This is a genomic window from Zestomonas carbonaria (assembly GCF_904061905.1).
In the GTDB taxonomy this organism is placed as follows: domain Bacteria; phylum Pseudomonadota; class Gammaproteobacteria; order Pseudomonadales; family Pseudomonadaceae; genus Aquipseudomonas; species Aquipseudomonas carbonaria.
The window spans coordinates 35,625-54,883 of record NZ_CAJFCI010000045.1 but is presented as its reverse complement, the minus strand read 5'-3'; the positions used below and the strand labels follow the sequence as shown (position 1 = coordinate 54,883).

21 protein-coding genes are annotated in these 19,259 nt (G+C 64.9%); 1 reads left to right on the top strand and 20 read right to left on the bottom strand.

Translation table 11 applies throughout. From position 1 onward, the window contains the following. Positions 1–22 precede the first annotated feature (22 nt). From PSEWESI4_RS11725 to trmJ, 20 genes are all read right to left on the bottom strand, one after another. On the bottom strand, positions 23–1,171 hold the full coding sequence (locus PSEWESI4_RS11725) for a pyridoxal phosphate-dependent aminotransferase (RefSeq protein ID WP_187671386.1): 1,149 nt from the start codon (positions 1,169–1,171) through the stop codon (positions 23–25). A gap of 280 nt (positions 1,172–1,451) precedes the next feature. Further along, positions 1,452–2,936, bottom strand: a complete 1,485-nt coding sequence (gene der / locus PSEWESI4_RS11720) for a ribosome biogenesis GTPase Der (RefSeq protein WP_187671385.1) — start codon at positions 2,934–2,936, stop codon at positions 1,452–1,454. A 77-nt stretch (positions 2,937–3,013) separates the two neighbouring features. After that, positions 3,014–4,165, bottom strand: coding sequence for an outer membrane protein assembly factor BamB (gene bamB, locus PSEWESI4_RS11715; RefSeq protein ID WP_187671384.1), 1,152 nt, complete (start codon positions 4,163–4,165; stop codon positions 3,014–3,016). Further along, on the bottom strand, positions 4,158–4,799 hold the full coding sequence (locus PSEWESI4_RS11710; RefSeq protein WP_187671383.1) for a YfgM family protein: 642 nt from the start codon (positions 4,797–4,799) through the stop codon (positions 4,158–4,160). Before PSEWESI4_RS11710 ends, bamB begins: the two co-directional genes overlap by 8 nt. A 24-nt stretch (positions 4,800–4,823) precedes the next feature. After that, positions 4,824–6,113: a histidine--tRNA ligase gene (gene hisS / locus PSEWESI4_RS11705; protein ID WP_187671382.1), complete on the bottom strand. Its 1,290-nt coding sequence runs from the start codon at positions 6,111–6,113 to the stop codon at positions 4,824–4,826. A 19-nt stretch (positions 6,114–6,132) separates the two neighbouring features. Further along, a complete protein-coding gene (gene ispG, locus PSEWESI4_RS11700; protein WP_187671381.1) occupies positions 6,133–7,245 on the bottom strand; it encodes a flavodoxin-dependent (E)-4-hydroxy-3-methylbut-2-enyl-diphosphate synthase in 1,113 nt (370 codons plus the stop codon). 3 nt (positions 7,246–7,248) lie between these two features. Beyond that, positions 7,249–8,280 (bottom strand): RodZ domain-containing protein, encoded by a 1,032-nt coding sequence (locus PSEWESI4_RS11695; protein WP_235978919.1) that lies wholly within the window; start codon positions 8,278–8,280, stop codon positions 7,249–7,251. Then, entirely contained in the window at positions 8,277–9,035 is a 759-nt protein-coding gene (pilW, locus tag PSEWESI4_RS11690; protein ID WP_187671379.1) for a type IV pilus biogenesis/stability protein PilW, read from the bottom strand. Before pilW ends, PSEWESI4_RS11695 begins: the two co-directional genes overlap by 4 nt. 13 nt (positions 9,036–9,048) lie before the next feature. Continuing rightward, positions 9,049–10,194 carry a 23S rRNA (adenine(2503)-C(2))-methyltransferase RlmN gene (rlmN, locus tag PSEWESI4_RS11685; protein WP_187671378.1) on the bottom strand — a complete coding sequence of 382 codons (1,146 nt, stop codon included), beginning with the start codon at positions 10,192–10,194 and terminating at the stop codon, positions 9,049–9,051. 24 nt (positions 10,195–10,218) lie between these two features. Continuing rightward, on the bottom strand, positions 10,219–10,650 hold the full coding sequence (gene ndk, locus PSEWESI4_RS11680) for a nucleoside-diphosphate kinase (RefSeq protein ID WP_187671377.1): 432 nt from the start codon (positions 10,648–10,650) through the stop codon (positions 10,219–10,221). Between the two features lie 206 nt (positions 10,651–10,856). Next, complete coding sequence (iscX, locus tag PSEWESI4_RS11675; RefSeq protein ID WP_187671376.1) at positions 10,857–11,054, bottom strand: Fe-S cluster assembly protein IscX; 198 nt, start codon at positions 11,052–11,054, stop codon at positions 10,857–10,859. 221 nt (positions 11,055–11,275) lie between these two features. After that, positions 11,276–11,614 (bottom strand): ISC system 2Fe-2S type ferredoxin, encoded by a 339-nt coding sequence (gene fdx, locus PSEWESI4_RS11670; protein ID WP_187671375.1) that lies wholly within the window; start codon positions 11,612–11,614, stop codon positions 11,276–11,278. Positions 11,615–11,621: 7 nt separating this feature from the next. After that, positions 11,622–13,490, bottom strand: a complete 1,869-nt coding sequence (gene hscA / locus PSEWESI4_RS11665) for a Fe-S protein assembly chaperone HscA (protein ID WP_187671374.1) — start codon at positions 13,488–13,490, stop codon at positions 11,622–11,624. Between the two features lie 42 nt (positions 13,491–13,532). Further along, on the bottom strand, positions 13,533–14,054 hold the full coding sequence (gene hscB, locus PSEWESI4_RS11660) for a co-chaperone HscB (protein ID WP_187671373.1): 522 nt from the start codon (positions 14,052–14,054) through the stop codon (positions 13,533–13,535). Positions 14,055–14,058: 4 nt separating this feature from the next. Then, complete coding sequence (gene iscA, locus PSEWESI4_RS11655; RefSeq protein ID WP_187671372.1) at positions 14,059–14,382, bottom strand: iron-sulfur cluster assembly protein IscA; 324 nt, start codon at positions 14,380–14,382, stop codon at positions 14,059–14,061. A 26-nt stretch (positions 14,383–14,408) separates the two neighbouring features. Beyond that, positions 14,409–14,795: a Fe-S cluster assembly scaffold IscU gene (iscU, locus tag PSEWESI4_RS11650; protein ID WP_187671371.1), complete on the bottom strand. Its 387-nt coding sequence runs from the start codon at positions 14,793–14,795 to the stop codon at positions 14,409–14,411. A 50-nt stretch (positions 14,796–14,845) separates the two neighbouring features. Then, positions 14,846–16,060: an IscS subfamily cysteine desulfurase gene (locus PSEWESI4_RS11645; RefSeq protein WP_187671370.1), complete on the bottom strand. Its 1,215-nt coding sequence runs from the start codon at positions 16,058–16,060 to the stop codon at positions 14,846–14,848. A 29-nt stretch (positions 16,061–16,089) separates the two neighbouring features. After that, positions 16,090–16,593 carry a Fe-S cluster assembly transcriptional regulator IscR gene (iscR, locus tag PSEWESI4_RS11640; RefSeq protein ID WP_187671369.1) on the bottom strand — a complete coding sequence of 168 codons (504 nt, stop codon included), beginning with the start codon at positions 16,591–16,593 and terminating at the stop codon, positions 16,090–16,092. 138 nt (positions 16,594–16,731) lie between these two features. Next, positions 16,732–17,511, bottom strand: a complete 780-nt coding sequence (cysE, locus tag PSEWESI4_RS11635) for a serine O-acetyltransferase (RefSeq protein WP_187671368.1) — start codon at positions 17,509–17,511, stop codon at positions 16,732–16,734. After that, complete coding sequence (gene trmJ, locus PSEWESI4_RS11630) at positions 17,511–18,302, bottom strand: tRNA (cytosine(32)/uridine(32)-2'-O)-methyltransferase TrmJ (protein WP_456243213.1); 792 nt, start codon at positions 18,300–18,302, stop codon at positions 17,511–17,513. Before trmJ ends, cysE begins: the two co-directional genes overlap by 1 nt. 128 nt (positions 18,303–18,430) lie before the next feature. Between trmJ and suhB the strand changes: the two genes are divergently transcribed. Continuing rightward, a complete protein-coding gene (gene suhB, locus PSEWESI4_RS11625; RefSeq protein ID WP_187671366.1) occupies positions 18,431–19,246 on the top strand; it encodes a type III secretion system regulator SuhB in 816 nt (271 codons plus the stop codon). Positions 19,247–19,259 lie beyond the last annotated feature (13 nt).

Below are 19,259 nucleotides of genomic sequence, written 5' to 3'. Positions count from 1 at the left end.
GGTTCCACTCCCGCAGGGTGCGTTACACAGCTCGAAGCTTCTCTGCCGCCTGGCGCAGGGTCTCTTCGCGCTTGGCGAAGCAGAAGCGCACCAGACGCAGGTCGCGCGGTGCATCCTGGTAGAAGACTGACACCGGAATCGCCGCCACGCCATGTTCGCGGGTCAGCCATTCGGCCATCGCCACGTCATCGAGGTCAGGGCGGATCGCCGAGTAGTCGGCCAACTGGAAATAGGTGCCGGCCGCACGGTTGAAGGTGAAGCGCGAACCACGCAGCAGGTCGCAGAACAGGTCGCGCTTGCTCTGGTAGAAGCCGGGCAGCTCGGCGATGTGCTCGGGATGCTCGATCATGAAGTCGGCCAGCGCGTACTGCAGCGGGGTCACCCCGCAAAAGGTCACGTACTGGTGGATCTTGCGCAGCTCGGCGGACAGCGCCGGCGGCGCCACCACGTAGCCGGTCTTCCAGCCGGTGACGTGGTAGGTCTTGCCGAACGAGCTGACCACGAAGGCGCGCTGGTACAACTCCTCGTGAGCCAGCACGCTGGCGTGGCGCACGCCGTCGAATACCAGGTGCTCGTAGACCTCGTCACTGATCAGGTGGATGTTCCGGTCGCGGATCAGCACCGCCAGGCGATCCAGGTCGTCGCGGGAAATCAGCGCGCCGCTGGGGTTGTGCGGCGAATTGATGAAGATCAGCCGGGTGCGCGGGGTGATGGCGTCGGCCAGGCGCTGCCAGTCGATGGAGAAGTCCGGCAAGGCCAGCGGCACATGCACGCAGCGGCCGCCGGCCAGCTCCACCGAAGGCTCGTAGCTGTCGTAGCAAGGATCGAGGACGATGGCCTCGTCGCCGGGGTGGATCAACGCCTGCACCGCACAGAAGATCGCCTCGGTGGCGCCGGGGACGATGGTCACCTCGCTGTCGGCATCGGCGTTGCACCCGTACAGGGCCAGGACCTTGGCCGCCACCTGCTGGCGCAGCGCCGGCAGGCCGGTCATCGGCGCGTACTGGTTGTGGCCGGCGGCGATATGCCGGGCCACCGCCTCGCGCAACGGCGCCGGGCTATCGAAATCGGGAAACCCCTGGGAGAGGTTGAGCGCACCGGTTTCCACGGCGAGCTGGGACATGCGGGTGAAGATGGTAGTGCCGACCTTGGGCAACTTGCTGGCGAGCATACGGCGCTCCTGCTGACTGACGCGAGCGGCGAGCATAGCCGATGGAGGAAACGTCGGGCACCCGTGGGGCTTATGAAAATGGGGAAGAAGCTTATACGCCGGCCCGTGTTGACTGGATTCCCGCGTTCGCGGGAATGACGAGTGACGGAAACCCCAGCACCCAACCGTCATCCCCGCGAACGCGGGGATCTAATTAACGGGGATCCAATTAAAGAACCATCCCCCCCGTACGCGCCGCCTTTTCGTCCAACCTCAAGCCTCCAGCGCTCTTATCGGCTTTTCAGCGCTTCTTGTCCCTACGCTTCTTCTCGGCCTTCTTGTGGTGGCTCATCAACCGGCGCTTCTTGTTCACCTGGCGGTCGGTCAGGGCGTTCTTCTTGCCCTCGTAGGGGTTCTCGCCGCCCTTGTACTCGATGCGGATCGGCGTGCCGACCAGCTTGAGCACGCGCCGGTAGGTGTTCTCCAGGTAGCGCGAATAGGAGCGCGGCACGGATTCCACCTGGTTGCCGTGGATCACGATCAGCGGCGGGTTGGCACCGCCCAGGTGGGCGTAGCGCAGCTTGATGCGCCGGCCATTGACCAGCGGCGGCTGGTGCTCCTGCACGGCATCCTCGAGAATCTTGGTCAGCCGGCTGGTCGGCCAGCGGGTCACCGCCGAGCGGAACGACTCCTGCACCGACTTGTACAGGTGGCCCACGCCAGTGCCGTGCAACGCCGAAATGAAGTGGATATCGGCGAAGTCGACGAACATCAGCCGCCGCTCCAGCTCGGTCTTCACGTACTCCTTCTCGCGCTGCTCCATGCCGTCCCACTTGTTCAGCGCGATCACCAGCGCGCGGCCGGTCTCCAGCACGAAGCCGAGCAGGTTCAGGTCGTGCTCGACCACCCCTTCGCGGGCATCCATGACGAAGACCACCACGTTGGCGTCCTGGATGGCCTGCAAGGTCTTCACGACCGAGAACTTTTCCACCGCCTCGAAGATCTTGCCGCGACGGCGCACGCCGGCGGTGTCGATCAGGGTGTACTTCTCTTCGTTGCGCTCGAAGGGGATGTAGATACTGTCGCGGGTGGTGCCGGCCTGGTCGTAGACGATCACCCGGTCCTCGCCGAGCATGCGGTTGACCAGGGTCGACTTGCCGACGTTGGGCCGGCCGATGATGGCGATCTTGATGCCGTCCTTCTCGCTCGGCCCCGGAATGCGCTTGGCTTCCTCGCCCTCGGCGACCTCTTCCGAAGCGGCTTCCTCACCCTCTTCCGCCTCCTCGCCATCGTCCTTGGGGAAGATCCCCAACGAGGCTTCGAGCAGGGCATTGATGCCACGGCCATGGGCGGCGGCGATGGGGAACGCGTCGCCCAGGCCCAGCGGGCTGAACTCGGCGCGGGCGATGTCCGGATCGACGGTATCGACCTTGTTGGCGACCAGGAAACTGCGCTTGTTCCGCTTGCGCAGGTGCTCGGCGATCATCTGGTCGGCGGCGGTCATCCCCGCGCGCGAGTCGACCATGAACAGCACGGCATCGGCTTCCTCGATGGCCTGCAGGGACTGCTCGGCCATTTTCGCGTCGATACCGTCCTCATCACCGGAGATGCCGCCGGTATCGATGACGATGTAGGTGCGGCCCTGCCACTTGGCCTCGCCGTACTGACGATCGCGGGTCAGGCCGGCGTATTCGGCGACGATGGCGTTACGGGTCCTGGTCAGACGGTTGAACAGCGTCGACTTGCCCACATTGGGACGGCCCACCAGGGCGATTACCGGAACCATGAGGCTCCTCCAGAGCTTGCAGAAAACACAACGGCCGCTGCCGGAATACGGCAGCGGCCGGACAGATAGAACTCAGCTTAGCGGATGGTCAGCGCGACCAGTTTCCCGCCATTGCCATAGGCATACAGCCAGTCGCCGACCACCAGCGGACGCGCGCGCAGGCCATCGCTGTCGATACGCGTGCGACCGACGAAACGGCCATCCACCTGGCTGACCAGGTGCAGGTAGCCTTCCAGGTCACCGAACGCCACGTAGCTGGAGAACACTTCCGGCGCCGAAAGCTGGCGGCGGGCCAGGGCATCGTTGCTCCACAGCACGGAGGCCGAACGCTCGTCGATGCTCTCGATGGCGCCGCTGGCCGCGCTCACATAGACGTTGCCGAACCCTTCGGCCACGCCGACGTAGCTGGACGCCTCGCGCTGCCAGAGGATACGACCGCTGTCGAGGTCCAGGCCGGCGACGCGACCCTGGTAGGTGGCGACATAGATGGTGTTGCCGGAAAGCAGCAGACCACCGTCGATATCGACGATGCGGTCCAGTTCGGAACGGCCTTGCGGCACTGCCACGCGCTGTTCCCAGACCGGCAGGCCACGCTGGGTGTCGAGAGCGATCACCTTGCCGGTGGACAGCCCGGCGATGGCCAGGCGGCTGGTCAGTTGCGGCGCGCCGGTGCCACGCAGGGTCAGCACCGCCGGGGTGTTGTCGAACACCCAGCGCTGGCTGCCGGTGGAGGCTTCCAGGGCGATCAGGCGGTCATCCTGGGTCTGTACCACCACCACGTCGCCGTTGGTCACTGGCGGCGCCAGCACTTCGCTGGTCACCCGGGCGCGCCACTTTTCCTCGCCGTTGGAGGCATCCAGGGCGATCACTTCGCCACGCAGGGTGCCGAGCAGGACCAGGCCGTAGCCGGCGCCGACCGCACCGGAGACCGGCAGGTCGAGATCCTGGGACCAGAGCACCTCGCCGGTCAGGCGGTTCATCGCCTTGACCTCGCCGTTGACGTCGGAGGCGAAGATGCTGTCGCCGTCCACTGCGGGGACCAGCATGTTCCAGGTATCGCCCTGGCCGTCGCCGATGGAGCGGCTCCACTCGGTCTTCAACTCGACTTCCGCGGTGAAATCGGGCAACTCGGCCGGCGGCAGTTCCTTCTTGCTAGTGCTGCTGCAACCCGCCGCCAGAACGGCGCAGGCCAGCAGTGCGGCATATTTCCAGCGCTTCACGTCAGGCATCCCCTTTCGCCAGGTCGTCGAGCTTCATTTGCAACGCCCCTACGGCGGCATCCTCGGACAGAGCGGCCTTGGCCTGCTCGTAGGCGGCGCGGGCCTCATCGCTGCGGCCGAGCTTGGCCAGCAGGTCGCCACGCAGTTCTTCACGGCTGGCCTGGAAAGCCTCCGGGCCCTTGCCGTCCAGCAGCTTGAGCGCTTCCTCGGTCTTGTCCTGGGCCGACAGCACGCGGGCCAGGCGCTGGCGCGCCAGTTCCCCGATGGTCTCGTCCGAGGGCTTGGCAACGACGGTCTGCAGCTCGGCGGCCGCGTCCTCCAGCTTGCCGGCATCCACCGCGACCTTGGCGACGAACAGGCTGCCGTACTGGGCGTAGGCGGTACCGGAGTACTCACTCTTCAGCTTGCCGGCCAGTTCGCTGACCTGGGCGACGTCGGGCTGCCCGGACGGCGTGAAGGTGGTTTCCAGCAGTTGCTGGTAGAGCGCCGAGGCCGCCTGGGCCTGATTGGTCTGGTACTTCTGCCAGGCTTGCCAGCCGAATACCGCCACCAGCGCCAGGACACCCCCGGTCAGCAGGGGCTTGCCATTGCGTTGCCACCAGTCCTGGACCAACGCAAGCTGTTCTTCTTCGGTACGCGACACCCCAATACTCCTTTCAGTCAATGCTCACGCCTGGGACAGGCTGGTCGCCAGGTGTTCGGCCAATGCCGCCTGGGAGATCTCTTGTTGCTCGCCCTGCCCACGCAGGGGTTTGAAACCTATCACTTGCCGGGCCAGTTCGTCTTCACCCAGGACCAGGGCGAACAGTGCCGCGCTCTTGTCGGCCTTCTTCAACTGGGTCTTGAAGTTGCCGCCGCCGGCGTTGACCTGCAGGCGCAGACCCGGCAAGCGGTCACGCAGCCCTTCGGCCAGCTTCAGGCCCTCCAGCTCGGCGGCCTCGCCCAGCGCGCAGAGGTAGACATCGACCTGGCGGGAGATTTCCTCCGGCACCAGCTCCAGGGTCTCCAGCAGCAGGATCAGCCGCTCGATGCCCATGGCGAAACCGACGCCGGCGGTCGGCCGGCCGCCCATCTGCTCGACCAGGCCGTCGTAGCGGCCGCCGGCACATACGGTGCCCTGGGCGCCGAGCTTGTCGGTCACCCACTCGAACACGGTCTTGCTGTAGTAGTCGAGGCCACGCACCAGCTTGGGGTTGACCACGTAGCGGATGCCCAGGGCATCCAGGCGCGCCTTGAGCCCTTCGAAATGCTCGCGCGACTCGTCGTCGAGGTGATCGACCAGCTTCGGCGCGTCGACCAGCAGTGCCTGGGTTTCCGGCACCTTGCTGTCGAGGATGCGCAGCGGGTTGCTGCCCAGGCGGCGCTTGCTGTCCTCGTCGAGCTGTTCCTTGCGTGCCGACAGGTAGTCGACCAGGGCGTCGCGATAACGCGCACGCGCCTCGCTGGTGCCCAGGCTGTTGAGCTCCAGGGTCACCGCGTCGCGCAGGCCGAGACGGGTCCACAGGCGCCAGGTCAGGGCGATCAGCTCGGCGTCGATGTCCGGGCCGGCGAGGTTGAAGACTTCCACGCCGATCTGGTGGAACTGGCGGTAGCGGCCTTTCTGTGGACGCTCGTAGCGGAACATCGGGCCGATGTACCAGAGTTTCTGTACCTGGCCATTGTTGGACAGGCCGTGCTCGAGCACCGCGCGCACGCAACTGGCGGTGCCTTCCGGACGCAGGGTCAAGGAATCGCCGTTACGGTCGTCGAAGGTGTACATCTCCTTCTCGACGATGTCGGTGACCTCGCCGATGGAGCGCTTGAACAGCTCGGTGACCTCGACGATCGGCATGCGGATCTGACGGTAGCCGTACTCGTCCAGCAGGCTCGCCACGGTGCCTTCGAAATAGCGCCAGAGCGGGCTCTGCTCCGGCAGGATGTCGTTCATGCCACGAATGGCTTGCAAAGATTTGCTCACGGAAAATCCTTAGGAATGCTCAACTGCGGGCGATCAGCGCCGCATCGGCCTTGACCTTCTCGGCCGCTTTCTGGCGGATCAGGCGTTCCAGCTCGTCCACCAGATTGGTATTGGTCAGTTTCTGCGCCGGCTTGCCGTCGATGTACACCAGGTTGTTCGGCGTACCGCCGGTCAGGCCGATGTGCGCTTCCTTGGCTTCGCCGGGTCCGTTGACCACGCAGCCGATCACCGCCACGTCCATCGGTACCAGCAGGTCCTCGAGGCGGCCTTCCAGCTCGTTCATGGTCTTCACCACATCGAAGTTCTGCCGCGAGCAGCTCGGGCAGGCGATGAAGTTGATGCCGCGCGAACGCAGGTGCAGGGACTTGAGGATGTCGTAGCCGACCTTCACTTCCTCGACCGGATCGGCGGCCAGGGAAATGCGGATGGTGTCGCCGATGCCGTCGGCCAGCAGCATGCCCAGGCCGACCGCGGACTTCACGGTGCCCGAGCGCAGGCCGCCGGCCTCGGTGATGCCCAGGTGCAGGGGCTGCTCGATCTGCTTGGCCAGCAGGCGATAGGCCTCGACCGCCATGAACACGTCGGAAGCCTTCACGCTGACCTTGAAATCGGGGAAGTTCAGCCGATCCAGATGCTCGACGTGGCGCAGCGCGGACTCGACCAGCGCCGCGGGGGTCGGCTCGCCGTATTTCTTCTGCAGGTCCTTTTCCAGGGAGCCGGCGTTGACGCCGATGCGGATCGGGATGCCCTTGTCGCGGGCGGCCTCGACCACCGCGCGCACGCGGTCCTCGCGGCCGATGTTGCCGGGGTTGATGCGCAGGCAGTCGACGCCCAGCTCGGCCACGCGCAGGGCGATCTGGTAGTCGAAATGGATATCGGCGACCAGCGGCACGCGGACCTGCTGCTTGATCTTGCCGAACGCCTCGGCGGCGTCCATGTCCGGCACCGAGACGCGGACGATGTCCGCACCGGCATCCTCGAGGCGACGGATCTGCGCCACGGTGGCGTCGACGTCGCAGGTCTCGGTGTTGGTCATGCTCTGCACCGCGATGGGCGCATCGCCACCGACCGGCACCGAGCCTACCCAGATCTTGCGCGACGGGCGGCGTTTGATGGGAGATTCACCGTGCATGACTCATTGCCCCACTTTCAGGCGTGCAGTCTCGCCACTGATGAAAGGTGTTACGTCCACTGCCTGACCGTTGTAACTCAACTGGGCGCCACGGGCGAAACCCAGGCGCACTTCCATCGGAACCTTGCCGGCCAGTTCGACGCTGTCGCCCGACCGTTTGAGACCGCTGACCAGCACCCGGCCGTTGGCATCGGTGATCTGGATCCAGCAGTCGGCGGTGAAACCGAGACGCACCACGCCCTCGCCGGCGGCGGGCGTCGGCGGCGGGGTGGCGGCCGCCTGCTGTTGTGCCGGCTGCTCGGCAGGCGCTGTCTCCGCCGGAGCGGTCGCCGTGTCCGGCGCCGGAGCGGCATCGCCGGCAGGAGCGGCCGGCGCGTCCACGGAAGAGGAGGCAGTGGCGGCCGGAACCTCGGTCTGTGCGCCACTGGCCGGGGTTTCCGGCTCCGGCTGCGCGGCGACCTCGGGAGAAACCTCGGTCAGCGGCAGGTCCGCCTCTTCCCGTGCCTCGACCACGGCCTGGTCTTCCGGCTCGTCCAGCGGATGAATCTGGGTAGTGCCGTCGGCACTCTCGACCTCGACATGCTCCATGTTCACGCCGACCTGGGCGTCACTGCGCTCGCTCGACTGGCCCTGCCACCAGAGGAAACCGACACCCGCCAGGCCGACCAGCAGGGCGAAGCTGACCATGCGCAGCAGGTTCTGCGACAGGCGCACGGGCTGCTCGATACGGCCGAGGCCATGCACGCTGCTGCCACTGGCGTCGGTACCGGTGAACTGATCGAACTCCTGGACGATGGTGTTGGCGTCCAGCCCCAGCAACTTGGCATAGGTGCGCACGTAGCCACGGGCGAAGGTGTGCCCCGGCAGCTTGTCGAAATCACCCGCTTCCAGTTGCATCAGGCACTGGCCGGTGAGGTTTAGCTGGGAGGCCACCTCGGCCACGCTCCAACCCTTGTTCTCGCGGGCCTTGCGCAGGGTCTCGCCGGGATTGCCGCGAGCCGTCACTACGTCTTCGGGATGCGCCGCTTTCATCATTGCTCCGACAGGTATTTCTGATATTCCGGCGTACCGGGATAGAGTCGTTTGAGTTGCAGGCCCAGGCTGGCCGCCTTGTCGCGATCATCGAAGATGTTCGCCAGGCGCACGCCGAGCAGCAGGCTGCGGGAGTTCTGCTCGCTGATCTGGCTGAAATTGTCGTAGTAGCCGCGCGCCGGCACGTATTCCTTCTTGTCGTAGGCAAGTTGCGCCAATTCCAGCAAGGCACGGGGTTGGCGTCGGTTCAGCCGCACGGAACGCTCGAAGAACTGCCGGGCCTGCTCGGGGTTGTTCAGCTTGAGCGCGGTCATGCCGAGGTTCTCGAACACGCGGGAACGCTCGGGATACAGGTTGTCCTGGGAAGCTTCCTGGAAACGCTCGTAGGCTTCCTTGTAGCGCCCCTGCTCGAAGAGGAAGCTGCCGTAGTTGTTGAGATAACGCGGGTCCTTGGGATTGGCGGCCAGCGCCTTGCGGAAATGCTGGTCAGCCAGCTCCGGCTCCATCTCGGTCTGGAACACCAGGGCCAGGGCGGCATGCGCATTGCCGTTCGAAGGCTCGAGTTCCAGCGCCTTGCGCAGGGGAACCTTGGCCTTGCCGGTCTCGCCCTGCTGGAGGTAGCCGATACCCAGTTGGATGTAGGCGTCACGCGCCTCGTTGCGCCCCTTGTCGGTCTTCATCGGATCGACGTTGCCGGTACTCACGCAACCGGACAGAAAACCGGCTAGCAGCAGAAAAAGCGCGGGGCGCAGGGTCATGAACATCCTCTCTTCAGGTTCGACTCACGGCAGGACGCGGCGCTTCCGCCTCGCCGTTCAGTTGCCGCACGGCGATATAGCGCTCGCTGCGGCGCGTGCGGTCCATCACCTGCCCGACCAGTTGGCCGCAGGCGGCATCGATATCGTCGCCGCGAGTGGTGCGCACGGTCACGTTGAAACCGGCGTGGTGGAGCAGGTCCTGGAATCGGCGTATGGCATTGTTGCTTGGCCGCTCATACCCCGAGTGAGGGAATGGATTAAAGGGAATCAGGTTGATTTTGCAAGGGAAATCCTTGAGCAATGTGGCCAGTTGCTCAGCATGCTCGGGCTGATCGTTGACATCCTTGAGCAGGGTGTACTCGACGGTCAGCGAACGCTTCTCGCCCAACCCGCCGATATAGCGGCGGCAGGCGTCGAGAACCACGGCTAGCGGGTACTTCTTGTTGATCGGCACCAGCTTGTTGCGCAGTTCGTCGTTCGGCGCGTGCAGCGACAACGCCAGGGCCACGTCGGTCACCTCGGCGAGCTTGTCGATCATCGGCGCCACGCCGGAGGTGGACAGGGTCACCTTGCGCTTGGAAATACCGTAGCCGAGGTCATCCATCATGATGTTCATGGCGGCGACCACGTTGTCGAAGTTCAGCAGCGGCTCGCCCATGCCCATCATCACCACGTTGGTGACGGCGCGATCGGACTTGGCCGGCACGGTGCCGAAGGATTTGTTGGCCACCCACACCTGGCCGATGATCTCGGCGCTGGTCAGGTCGCTGTTGAAACCCTGCTTGCCCGTGGAACAGAAGCTGCAATCCAGCGCGCAGCCGGCCTGGGACGACACGCACAGGGTGCCACGGCCATTCTGCGGGATGTACACGGTCTCGACACAGCTACCGGACGCCACGCGCACCACCCACTTGCGGGTGCCGTCGCTGGAGATGTCCTGGCTGACCACTTCCGGACCGCGAATCTCGGCACAGGCCTTGAGCTTCTCGCGCAAGGCCTTGCCGACGTTGGTCATGGCATCGAAGTCATCGACGCCGAAGTGGTGAATCCATTTCATCACCTGACCGGCACGGAAACGCTTTTCCCCGATGGACTCGAAGAAAGTTTCCATCTGCGGCTGGGTCAGCCCCAGCAGGTTGGTCTTGGCAACGTCGTTCATGGATTCACCCTCGCCGATCCGCGATCAGCGAATACGAGCGCACAGCTCGGTGGCGGAGAAGAAGTAGGCGATCTCGCGGGCCGCGGAAGCCTCGGAGTCGGAACCGTGCACGGCGTTTTCGTCGATGGACACGGCGAAATCGGCGCGGATGGTGCCGGGAGCGGCTTCTTTCGGGTTGGTGGCGCCCATCAGCTCACGGTTCTTGGCGATGGCGTTCTCGCCTTCCAGAACCTGGACGATGACCGGGCCGGAAGTCATGAAAGCGACCAGATCCTTGAAGAAGCCGCGCGCGCTGTGCTCGGCGTAGAAACCAGCGGCTTCGCGCTCGGACAGTTGGACCATCTTGGAGGCGACGATGCGCAGGCCGGCTTTTTCGAAGCGGCTGGTGATCTCGCCAATCACATTCTTGGCGACGGCATCGGGCTTGATGATGGAGAAAGTGCGTTGAACAGCCATGTGGAGCTCCAGAAGATAGGAAGTAAAGCGAAAAATTAAACCCGCGAATTATACGCGGGTTAAGGCAGGGCAGCCACAAGCGGCAAGCACCAAGCTGCAAGTAAAAGCTACGAATCGGAAACACCCAGGCCAGGCGCAACCCGCCAGCCCCGCCCTGCCACGCCGCTTGTCGCTTGAGGCTTGAGGCTTGCAGCTTGCCGCTTGAATCAGACCTCTTCGATCCAGGCGGCCTGGATGGCCTCGAGGACCTTTTCGCCACCACGCTGCGGGTCGTCGGCGAAATCGGGCAGGGCCAGCACCCAGGAGTGCAGATCCACGAAGTTGATGTAGCGCGGGTCGACATCCGGCTTGCTATCGGCCAGTTCGATGGCGATATCCTGCACGTCGGTCCATTTCAGGCTCATGTTCATGCTCCCAGAAGCTGTTTCAGGGGCTCGCCCACCAGAGCCGGGTCTGGCGCTACGTCAGTAGCGACCTGCGGCCGCTCAAGACAGGCGAGGACACCGGGTTTACAAATTGCATAAATGAACCGCGCCACTCGCCCCTGCCGGCGCCCGACGGAAGCCCGGTCCGCTTTCGACTCAGCGGCAGGAAGGCCGGTACACGGCAGGCTTCGGACAGCCTGTCAGTGCCCCTCGGACACCTGGTTGATCGTGTACTTGGGAATCTCGACCACCAGGTCCTCGTCGGCGACCACCGCCTGACAGGATAGCCGCGAGGTGGCTTCCAGGCCCCAGGCCTTGTCGAGCATGTCGTCCTCCAGCTCGTCGGAAGCCTCCAGCGAGCCGAACCCCTCGCGGATCACCACGTGGCAGGTAGTACAGGCACAGGACTTCTCGCAGGCGTGCTCGATGTCGATGCCATTGCGCAACGCGGCATTCAGGACGGTTTCGCCGGTTTGCGCCTCGATCACCGCGCCCTCTGGGCAGTGTTCGGCATGGGGCAGAAAGATGATCTGCGGCATTGTTCGGTCATTCCTCGAGTTCGTTGAGCCGGCGCCCGGACAGGGCCGCCTTGACGCTGGCATCCATCCGCCGTGCGGCGAAGGCGTCGGTAATCTGGGTAAGGCGCTTGGTCTGCTGTTCAATGGCACGGAGATCGCTGCCGGCCACCAGGCTGCGCAGCTCTTCCATGCTGGCGAGGATGGCGATCCGCTCGTCTTCGCTGAGCAGGCGCTCGCCGTCGACATCCAGCGCAGACTGCACCGCTTCGAGCAGGCGCTCGGCCTCCACCTGCTGTTCGCGCAGGGCTCGGGCCGCCTTGTCGCCGCCGGCGTGCTGGAAGGAGTCCTGCAACATGCGGGCGATCTCGCCATCGGTCAGGCCGTAGGACGGCTTGACCTGGATGCTCGCCTCCACGCCGGAGCTCAACTCGCGCGCAGCGACACTGAGCAGGCCGTCGGCGTCGACCTGGAAGGTCACGCGGATCTTCGCCGCGCCAGCGACCATCGGCGGGATGCCGCGCAGCTCGAAACGCGCCAGCGAGCGGCAATCGCTGACCAGTTCGCGCTCGCCTTGCAGCACATGGATCATCATGGCCGTCTGGCCATCCTTGTAGGTGGTGAAGTCCTGTGCGCGCGCCACCGGGATGGTGGTGTTGCGCGGGATGATCTTCTCCATCAGGCCGCCCATGGTTTCCAGACCCAGGGACAACGGGATCACGTCGAGCAGCAGCAGTTCGTCGTCGCCATCGCCGCGCTTGTTGCCGGCCAGGGTATCGGCCTGGATGGCCGCGCCGATGGCGACCACCTGGTCCGGATCGATGTCGGTCAGCGGCGTGCGCCCGAACAGGCCGCCCACCGCTTCGCGCACACGCGGCACACGGGTGGAGCCGCCGACCATGACCACCGCCTCGACCTCGTCCAGCTCGATGCCGGCATCACGCACCGCACGGCGGCAGGCCTTGAGGCTGCGCGCCACCAGGGGTTCGATCAAGGCTTCGAACTGCGCCCGGCTCAGGCGGCCGCGCCAGGAACCATGGACGAGCTCGGCCGTATCGCTGTCGGTCAACGTTTCCTTGGCCGCGCATGCCGCCTGCAGCAGGCTGCGCTGGGTCGAGGGATCGAGATCGCTGGACAGGCCGGCCTGCTCGATGATCCAGCCGGCAATGGCATGGTCGAAGTCGTCGCCGCCCAGGGCGCTGTCGCCGCCGGTGGCCAGCACCTCGAACACGCCACGGGTCAGGCGCAGGATGGAAATGTCGAAAGTGCCGCCACCCAGGTCGTAGATCGCCACCACGCCTTCGGCCTGCTGGTCGAGACCATAAGCCACCGCCGCGGCGGTCGGCTCGTTGAGCAGGCGCAGCACATTGAGGCCGGCCAGGCGAGCGGCGTCCTTGGTGGCCTGGCGCTGGGCATCGTCGAAATAGGCCGGCACGGTGATCACCGCCCCTACCAGTTCGCCTCCCAAGGTGGCTTCGGCGCGCTCGCGCAACACCCTGAGAATCTCCGCCGAGACCTCGACCGGGCTTTTCGCCCCCTGGACGGTGTCGATGAACGGCATGTGCGACTCGCCGTCGACGAAACGGTACGGCAGTTGCTCGCCGAGATGGCTGACATCCTCGACGCCGCGCCCCATCAGGCGCTTGACCGACAGCACGGTGTTCAGGGGGTCGCTCGCCGCACTGGATTTCGCGGCGCTGCCGACCTCGACCCGGTCGGCGTGATAGCGCACGGCGGACGGCAGGATCACCTGCCCATCGGCATCGGCCAACGGCGCGGACAGACCGCTGCGCACCGCGGCGACCAGCGAATTGGTGGTGCCCAGGTCGATACCCACCGCCAGGCGGCGCTGGTGAGGCTGGGGGCTTTGGCCGGGCTCGGCGATCTGCAATAGGGCCATGATGCTCAGGTAATCAGGCGCGCAGCACGGGCTGCGCGGCGGTTAATCGTCGAGGCGCTCTTCGAGAGCGCGCACTTCGTGGGCCAGCTTGTCGAGGAACTGCATGCGGCGCACCAGGCGCTCGGCCTCCTCGCGCTGCGAGGCATCGTCCCAACAGGCGGCGAAACGCTCGTCGAGGTCGGTCTGGGCACTCTTCAGGCGCCGCTTGAAGACCTCGACGCCATCCAGGTCGGCGCTATCCTGCAAGTCTTCCAGCTCCTCGCGCCAACGCATTTGCTGGAGCAGGAAATCAGGGTCCTGAACCGTCACTTCCAGCGGCAGTTCACGACCACGCAGGGCCAGCAGGTAGAGGGCACGGCGCGGCGCGCTCTTCAGCGTCTGGTAGGCATCGTTCAACTGTGCCGACTGCTCCAGCGCCAGACGCTGCTCACGCTCGGAGGCATCGGCGAAACGATCGGGGTGAACGGCCTTGGCCAGTTCGCGATAACGCGCCGCGAGCTGCGCAAGATCCACACGGAAATCGGGCTGCAGGCCGAACAGGGCGAAATGACAGGGATTGCCCATGACCTCAGACGTTGAAGCTCTCGCCGCAGCCGCACTCGCCGCGCACGTTGGGGTTGTTGAACTTGAAGCCCTCGTTGAGGCCTTCGCGCACGAAGTCCAGTTCGGTGCCGTCGAGGTAGACAAGGCTCTTCGGATCGATGATCACCTTCACCCCGTGGCTCTCGAACACCTGGTCCTCGTCCGCCAGCTCATCGACGAATTCGAGCACATATGCCAGGCCCGAGCAGCCGGTGGTACGCACACCCAGGCGGATACCCTCGCCCTTGCCACGCCCATCGAGGGAGCGGCGGACATGGTTCGCGGCGGATTCGGTCATGGTGATGGCCATAGCGACTCCTTAACGGCTGACGTGGCTCAGAGCAAACCTTTCTTCTGCTTGTAGTCGCGCACGGCCGCCTTGATGGCGTCTTCGGCGAGCACGGAGCAGTGGATCTTCACCGGCGGCAGCGCCAGTTCTTCGGCGAGCTGGGTGTTCTTGATCGACTCGGCCTCGGCCAGGGTCTTGCCCTTCATCCACTCGGTGGCGAGGGAGCTGGAGGCGATCGCGGAGCCGCAGCCGTAGGTCTTGAACTTGGCGTCCTCGATCACACCCTGCTCGTTGACCTTGATCTGCAGGCGCATCACGTCGCCGCAGGCCGGCGCGCCGACCATGCCGGTGCCGACATCCGGATCTTCGGAATCGAGCTTGCCGACGTTGCGCGGGTTTTCGTAGTGGTCGATGACCTTTTCACTGTATGCCATGGTGCAATTCCTCTCTCATCAGGTGCCGCTCTTGAAGGCGACTACTTCTCTCAATGCGCCTGCCATTCGACCTTGTTCAGATCGACACCTTCCTTGAACATGTCCCACAGCGGCGACAGCTCACGCAGCTTGTTCACCGCATCGGCGACCTTGCTGGCCGCGTAGTCGACCTCTTCCTCGGTGGTGAAGCGACCGAAGGTGAAGCGGATCGAGCTGTGCGCCAGTTCGTCGTTGCGGCCCAGCGCGCGCAGCACGTAGGACGGCTCCAGGGAAGCCGAGGTGCAGGCGGAACCGGAGGACACCGCGAGGTCCTTGAGCGCCATGATCAGCGACTCGCCCTCGACGTAGTTGAAGCTCAGGTTGAGGTTGTGCGGCACGCGATGGGTCATGCTGCCGTTGACGTACAGCTCCTCGATACCTTCGACCTGGCGGAAGAAGCGGTCGCGCAGAGCCTGGATACGCTGGTTTTCCTGGGCCATTTCTTCCTTGGCGATGCGGAAGGCCTCGCCCATGCCGACGATCTGGTGGGTCGGCAGGGTGCCGGAACGCATGCCACGCTCGTGGCCGCCGCCGTGGATGATGGCTTCCAGGCGCACGCGCGGCTTGCGGCGCACATACAGCGCGCCGATGCCTTTCGGGCCGTAGGTCTTGTGCGCGGAGAAGGACATCAGGTCGACCTTCATCTTCTCCAGGTCGATCTCCACCTTGCCGGTGGACTGCGCCGCGTCGACATGGAACAGCACGCCGCGCGAGCGGGTCAGCTCGCCGATGGCGGCGATGTCGTTGATGGTGCCGATCTCGTTGTTGACGTGCATGATCGAGACCAGGATCGTGTCGTCACGCAGCGCCGCCTCGACCATTTCCGGCAGGATCAGGCCATCTTCGCCGGGCTCCAGGTAGGTGACTTCGAAACCTTCGCGCTCGAGCTGGCGGCAGGTGTCCAGCACCGCCTTGTGCTCGATCTTCGAGGTGATGATGTGCTTGCCCTTGGTGCCATAGAAATGCGCGACGCCCTTGATGGCGAGGTTGTCGGACTCGGTGGCGCCGGAGGTCCAGACGATTTCGCGCGGGTCGGCATTGACCAGTTCGGCCACCTGGCGGCGAGCGTTTTCCACCGCTTCCTCGGCTTTCCAGCCGAACACGTGGGAACGCGAAGCCGGGTTACCGAAGTTGCCATCAACGAGCAGGCATTCGCTCATCTTCTGCGCCACGCGCGGATCGACCGGCGTTGTCGCGGAGTAATCGAGGTAAATCGGCAATTTCATTGAAACTCTCCTATCAGGCTGGCGTTCGCTCAATCGACGGCGGACGCTTCAATCTTATCCAGGCGCACCGTGCGGCCATGACCGTGGCTATGGCAGTGGCGCTGATCCTGACGCTGGGCGACCTCCTGGACCTCGCGACGGGCCACGAGGTCGCCAAGGCTGATGCCGCTCAGGAACTCGTGGATCTGCTCGCTGAGATCGCACCACAGGTGGTGGGTCAGGCAGGTATCGCCGGCATGGCAGTCGCCCATGCCCTGGCAACGGGTGGCATCCACGGATTCGTTGACCGCATCGATGACCTGGGCCACCTGGATGCCGCGCATGTCGCGGGAAAGCTGATAGCCACCGCCCGGCCCGCGCACGCTGCTGACAAGATTGCCGCGGCGCAGCTTGGCGAATAGCTGTTCCAGATAGGACAGAGAGATGCCCTGGCGCTCGGAAATATCAGCCAGGGACACTGGACCGCCCTGGGCATGCAGCGCCAGGTCGAGCATCGCGGTCACAGCGTACCGGCCCTTGGTGGTCAATCGCATGGCTTGTTACCGGAAGGTCACGGATTTAGCGCGAGTATCCTATTCCCGAGTATTTAAGTCAACTATAAGACCGATCAATTTACTCAGGATTGATCTCGGAAGGGGCGCGCATGATAACAGATCGCGCGTCGCCCCGCATCAGGCCGCCGGCTTGTCGCCAGCGGCGTCCTTGACCTCGGCGAAGTCCTCGTCGCGCAGCGCCGGAAGCTCCTTGGCGCAGTAGTCGCTGCCCAGCGCCTTGAGCGCGGAGCACATGCCTTCGAGGCGGTCGTCCACCGAGTGCAGGTGATCGAGCAACTGGCCGATGGCACGCGCCACCGGGTCGGGCATGTCCTGGCTGACGCCGTAGGCATCGAAGCCGAACTTCTCGGCGATCGCCTGGCGCTTGGCCTCCTGCTCGTCGTCGGACTTGACGATGATGCGCCCCGGAATGCCGACCACGGTCGCGCCGGGCGGCACTTCCTTGGTCACCACCGCGTTGGAGCCGATCTTGGCCCCCGCCCCGACGATGAACGGCCCGAGCACCTTGGCACCGGCGCCGACCACCACCCCGTCATCCAGGGTCGGGTGGCGCTTGCCCTTGTTCCAGCTCGTACCACCCAGGGTCACACCCTGGTAGAGGGTCACGTCATTGCCGATTTCCGCGGTTTCACCAATCACGATGCCCATGCCGTGGTCGATGAAGAAACGCCGACCGATCTTCGCCCCCGGATGGATCTCGATACCGGTCAGCCAGCGGCTGAAGTTGGAGACCAGGCGCGCCAGCCATTTCCAGCCGAAGCCCCACAGGCCATGGGCCAGGCGGTGCAGCCAGACCGCATGCAGCCCCGGGTAGCAGGTCAGCACCTCGAAAGCATTGCGCGCAGCCGGGTCGCGATGGAACACGCTCTGAATGTCTTCCCGCACACGCTCGAACATCACTTGTCTCTCCTCTTGTGGGGCAATCCGCGAGCCGTCGCCTGAGTCTCGGTCAGGATGCCGCGCAGGATGTTCATTTCCTGCCGGTCGATCGAACTGCGGCCATAGAGACGCCGCAAACGGGACATCAGGTAACGCGGGCGCTCGGGATCGAGAAAACCGATTTCCACCAAGGTGCTCTCAAGATGGGCATAGAACAACTCCAGCTCATCCGCGGTGACCGACTCGCCCTCCTCGGCCTTGCCTTCCGGCTTTTCCGGCCGGGTCGGCAGGCTCTGCGTGGCCAGCCAGGCCATGCGCACCTCGTAGGTCAACACCTGGACAGCCGCCGCCAGGTTCAGCGAACTGAACGCCGGGTCGGCGGGAATGTGCACATGGAATCGACATCGCTGCAGCTCTTCGTTGGTCAGGCCGGCGTATTCGCGACCGAACACCAGCGCCACCCGGCCACCCTGCCCAGCCTGCTCGACCGCCTGCACGCCACACTCGCGCGGATCGAGCAGCGGCCAAGGGATATGCCGGTCGCGGGCACTGGTGCCCATGACCAGGGAGCAGCCGACGATCGCCTCCTCCAGGGTCGCGACCACCCGCGCGGCAGCCAGGATGTCGTCGGCCCCGGATGCCCGGGCGTCCGCTTCGGCACTGGGGAAGGAGCGCGGGTCGACCAGCACCAGTTCCGACAGCCCCATGTTCTTCATGGCGCGCGCCGTGGCACCGATATTGCCGGGATGACTGGTGTTGACCAGGACCACGCGAATGTTCTGCAGCAACGCGAGCACCTGTCGAGACATGCAAAAGGGGCGTAAAGCTTACAGGAAGCCCCCGCGCGAACGCCACGCACGGCACAGGCGGTTATTCTTAGGTCATGCTTTTCTGTTAGAATGTTCGGCTTTCTTTAACGACCCAGGTGAGATTGTCCATGCAGCCCATGCTGAATATCGCGCTGCGCGCAGCCCGCAGCGCCGCAGAACTGATTTTCCGCTCCATCGAACGCCTGGATACCCTCTCGGTCAACGAGAAAGAAGCCAAGGACTACGTCACCGAAGTCGACCGCGCCGCCGAGCAGACCATCATCAATGTGCTGCGCAAGGCCTACCCCAACCACGGCTTTCTCGGCGAGGAAGGAGGTCTGATCGAAGGCAGCGGCGAGGGCGCCGACTACCTGTGGATCATCGATCCGCTGGACGGCACCACCAACTTCGTCCGCGGCGTACCGCACTTCGCCGTCAGCATCGCCTGCAAATACCGTGGCCGCCTCGAGCACGCCGTGGTCCTCGATCCGGTTCGCCAGGAAGAGTTCACCGCCAGCCGCGGCCGCGGCGCCGCCCTCAACGGCCGCCGCCTGCGGGTCAGCGCCCGCAAGAGCCTGGATGGCGCACTGATCGGTACCGGCTTCCCGTTCCGCGACGAGCAGGTCGATCACCTGGACAACTACCTGGGCATGTTCCGCAGCCTGGTCGGCCAGACCGCCGGCATCCGCCGCGCCGGCGCCGCCAGCCTGGACCTCGCCTACGTGGCGGCGGGCCGCTTCGACGCCTTCTGGGAATTCGGCCTGTCCGAGTGGGACATGGCGGCCGGCGCCCTGCTGATCCAGGAAGCCGGCGGGCTGGTGAGCGACTTCACCGGCAGCCACGAATTCCTCGAGAAAGGCCAGATCGTCGCCGGCAACACCAAGTGCTTCAAGGCCGTACTGACTGCGATCCAGCCGCACCTGGCGCCGTCGATGAAACGCTGATCCCCTGCGGCAG

Excerpts from the sequence above, each read along its gene's own strand:
- ndk (WP_187671377.1), bottom strand. The coding sequence starts at position 10,650 with ATGGCTGTTCAACGCACTTTCTCCATCATCAAGCCCGATGCCGTCGCC.
- fdx (WP_187671375.1), bottom strand. The coding sequence starts at position 11,614 with ATGCCGCAGATCATCTTTCTGCCCCATGCCGAACACTGCCCAGAGGGC.
- PSEWESI4_RS11695 (WP_235978919.1), bottom strand. The coding sequence starts at position 8,280 with ATGATGAAAGCGGCGCATCCCGAAGACGTAGTGACGGCTCGCGGCAAT.
- trmJ (WP_456243213.1), bottom strand. The coding sequence starts at position 18,302 with ATGTCTCGACAGGTGCTCGCGTTGCTGCAGAACATTCGCGTGGTCCTG.
- ispG (WP_187671381.1), bottom strand. The coding sequence starts at position 7,245 with ATGCACGGTGAATCTCCCATCAAACGCCGCCCGTCGCGCAAGATCTGG.
- PSEWESI4_RS11645 (WP_187671370.1), bottom strand. The coding sequence starts at position 16,060 with ATGAAATTGCCGATTTACCTCGATTACTCCGCGACAACGCCGGTCGAT.
- rlmN (WP_187671378.1), bottom strand. The coding sequence starts at position 10,194 with ATGAACGACGTTGCCAAGACCAACCTGCTGGGGCTGACCCAGCCGCAG.
- iscR (WP_187671369.1), bottom strand. The coding sequence starts at position 16,593 with ATGCGATTGACCACCAAGGGCCGGTACGCTGTGACCGCGATGCTCGAC.
- hscB (WP_187671373.1), bottom strand. The coding sequence starts at position 14,054 with ATGGGCAATCCCTGTCATTTCGCCCTGTTCGGCCTGCAGCCCGATTTC.
- bamB (WP_187671384.1), bottom strand. The coding sequence starts at position 4,165 with ATGCCTGACGTGAAGCGCTGGAAATATGCCGCACTGCTGGCCTGCGCC.
- cysE (WP_187671368.1), bottom strand. The coding sequence starts at position 17,511 with ATGTTCGAGCGTGTGCGGGAAGACATTCAGAGCGTGTTCCATCGCGAC.
- iscX (WP_187671376.1), bottom strand. The coding sequence starts at position 11,054 with ATGAGCCTGAAATGGACCGACGTGCAGGATATCGCCATCGAACTGGCC.
- hscA (WP_187671374.1), bottom strand. The coding sequence starts at position 13,490 with ATGGCCCTATTGCAGATCGCCGAGCCCGGCCAAAGCCCCCAGCCTCAC.
- PSEWESI4_RS11725 (WP_187671386.1), bottom strand. The coding sequence starts at position 1,171 with ATGCTCGCCAGCAAGTTGCCCAAGGTCGGCACTACCATCTTCACCCGC.
- iscA (WP_187671372.1), bottom strand. The coding sequence starts at position 14,382 with ATGGCCATCACCATGACCGAATCCGCCGCGAACCATGTCCGCCGCTCC.
- suhB (WP_187671366.1), top strand. The coding sequence starts at position 18,431 with ATGCAGCCCATGCTGAATATCGCGCTGCGCGCAGCCCGCAGCGCCGCA.
- pilW (WP_187671379.1), bottom strand. The coding sequence starts at position 9,035 with ATGACCCTGCGCCCCGCGCTTTTTCTGCTGCTAGCCGGTTTTCTGTCC.
- der (WP_187671385.1), bottom strand. The coding sequence starts at position 2,936 with ATGGTTCCGGTAATCGCCCTGGTGGGCCGTCCCAATGTGGGCAAGTCG.
- iscU (WP_187671371.1), bottom strand. The coding sequence starts at position 14,795 with ATGGCATACAGTGAAAAGGTCATCGACCACTACGAAAACCCGCGCAAC.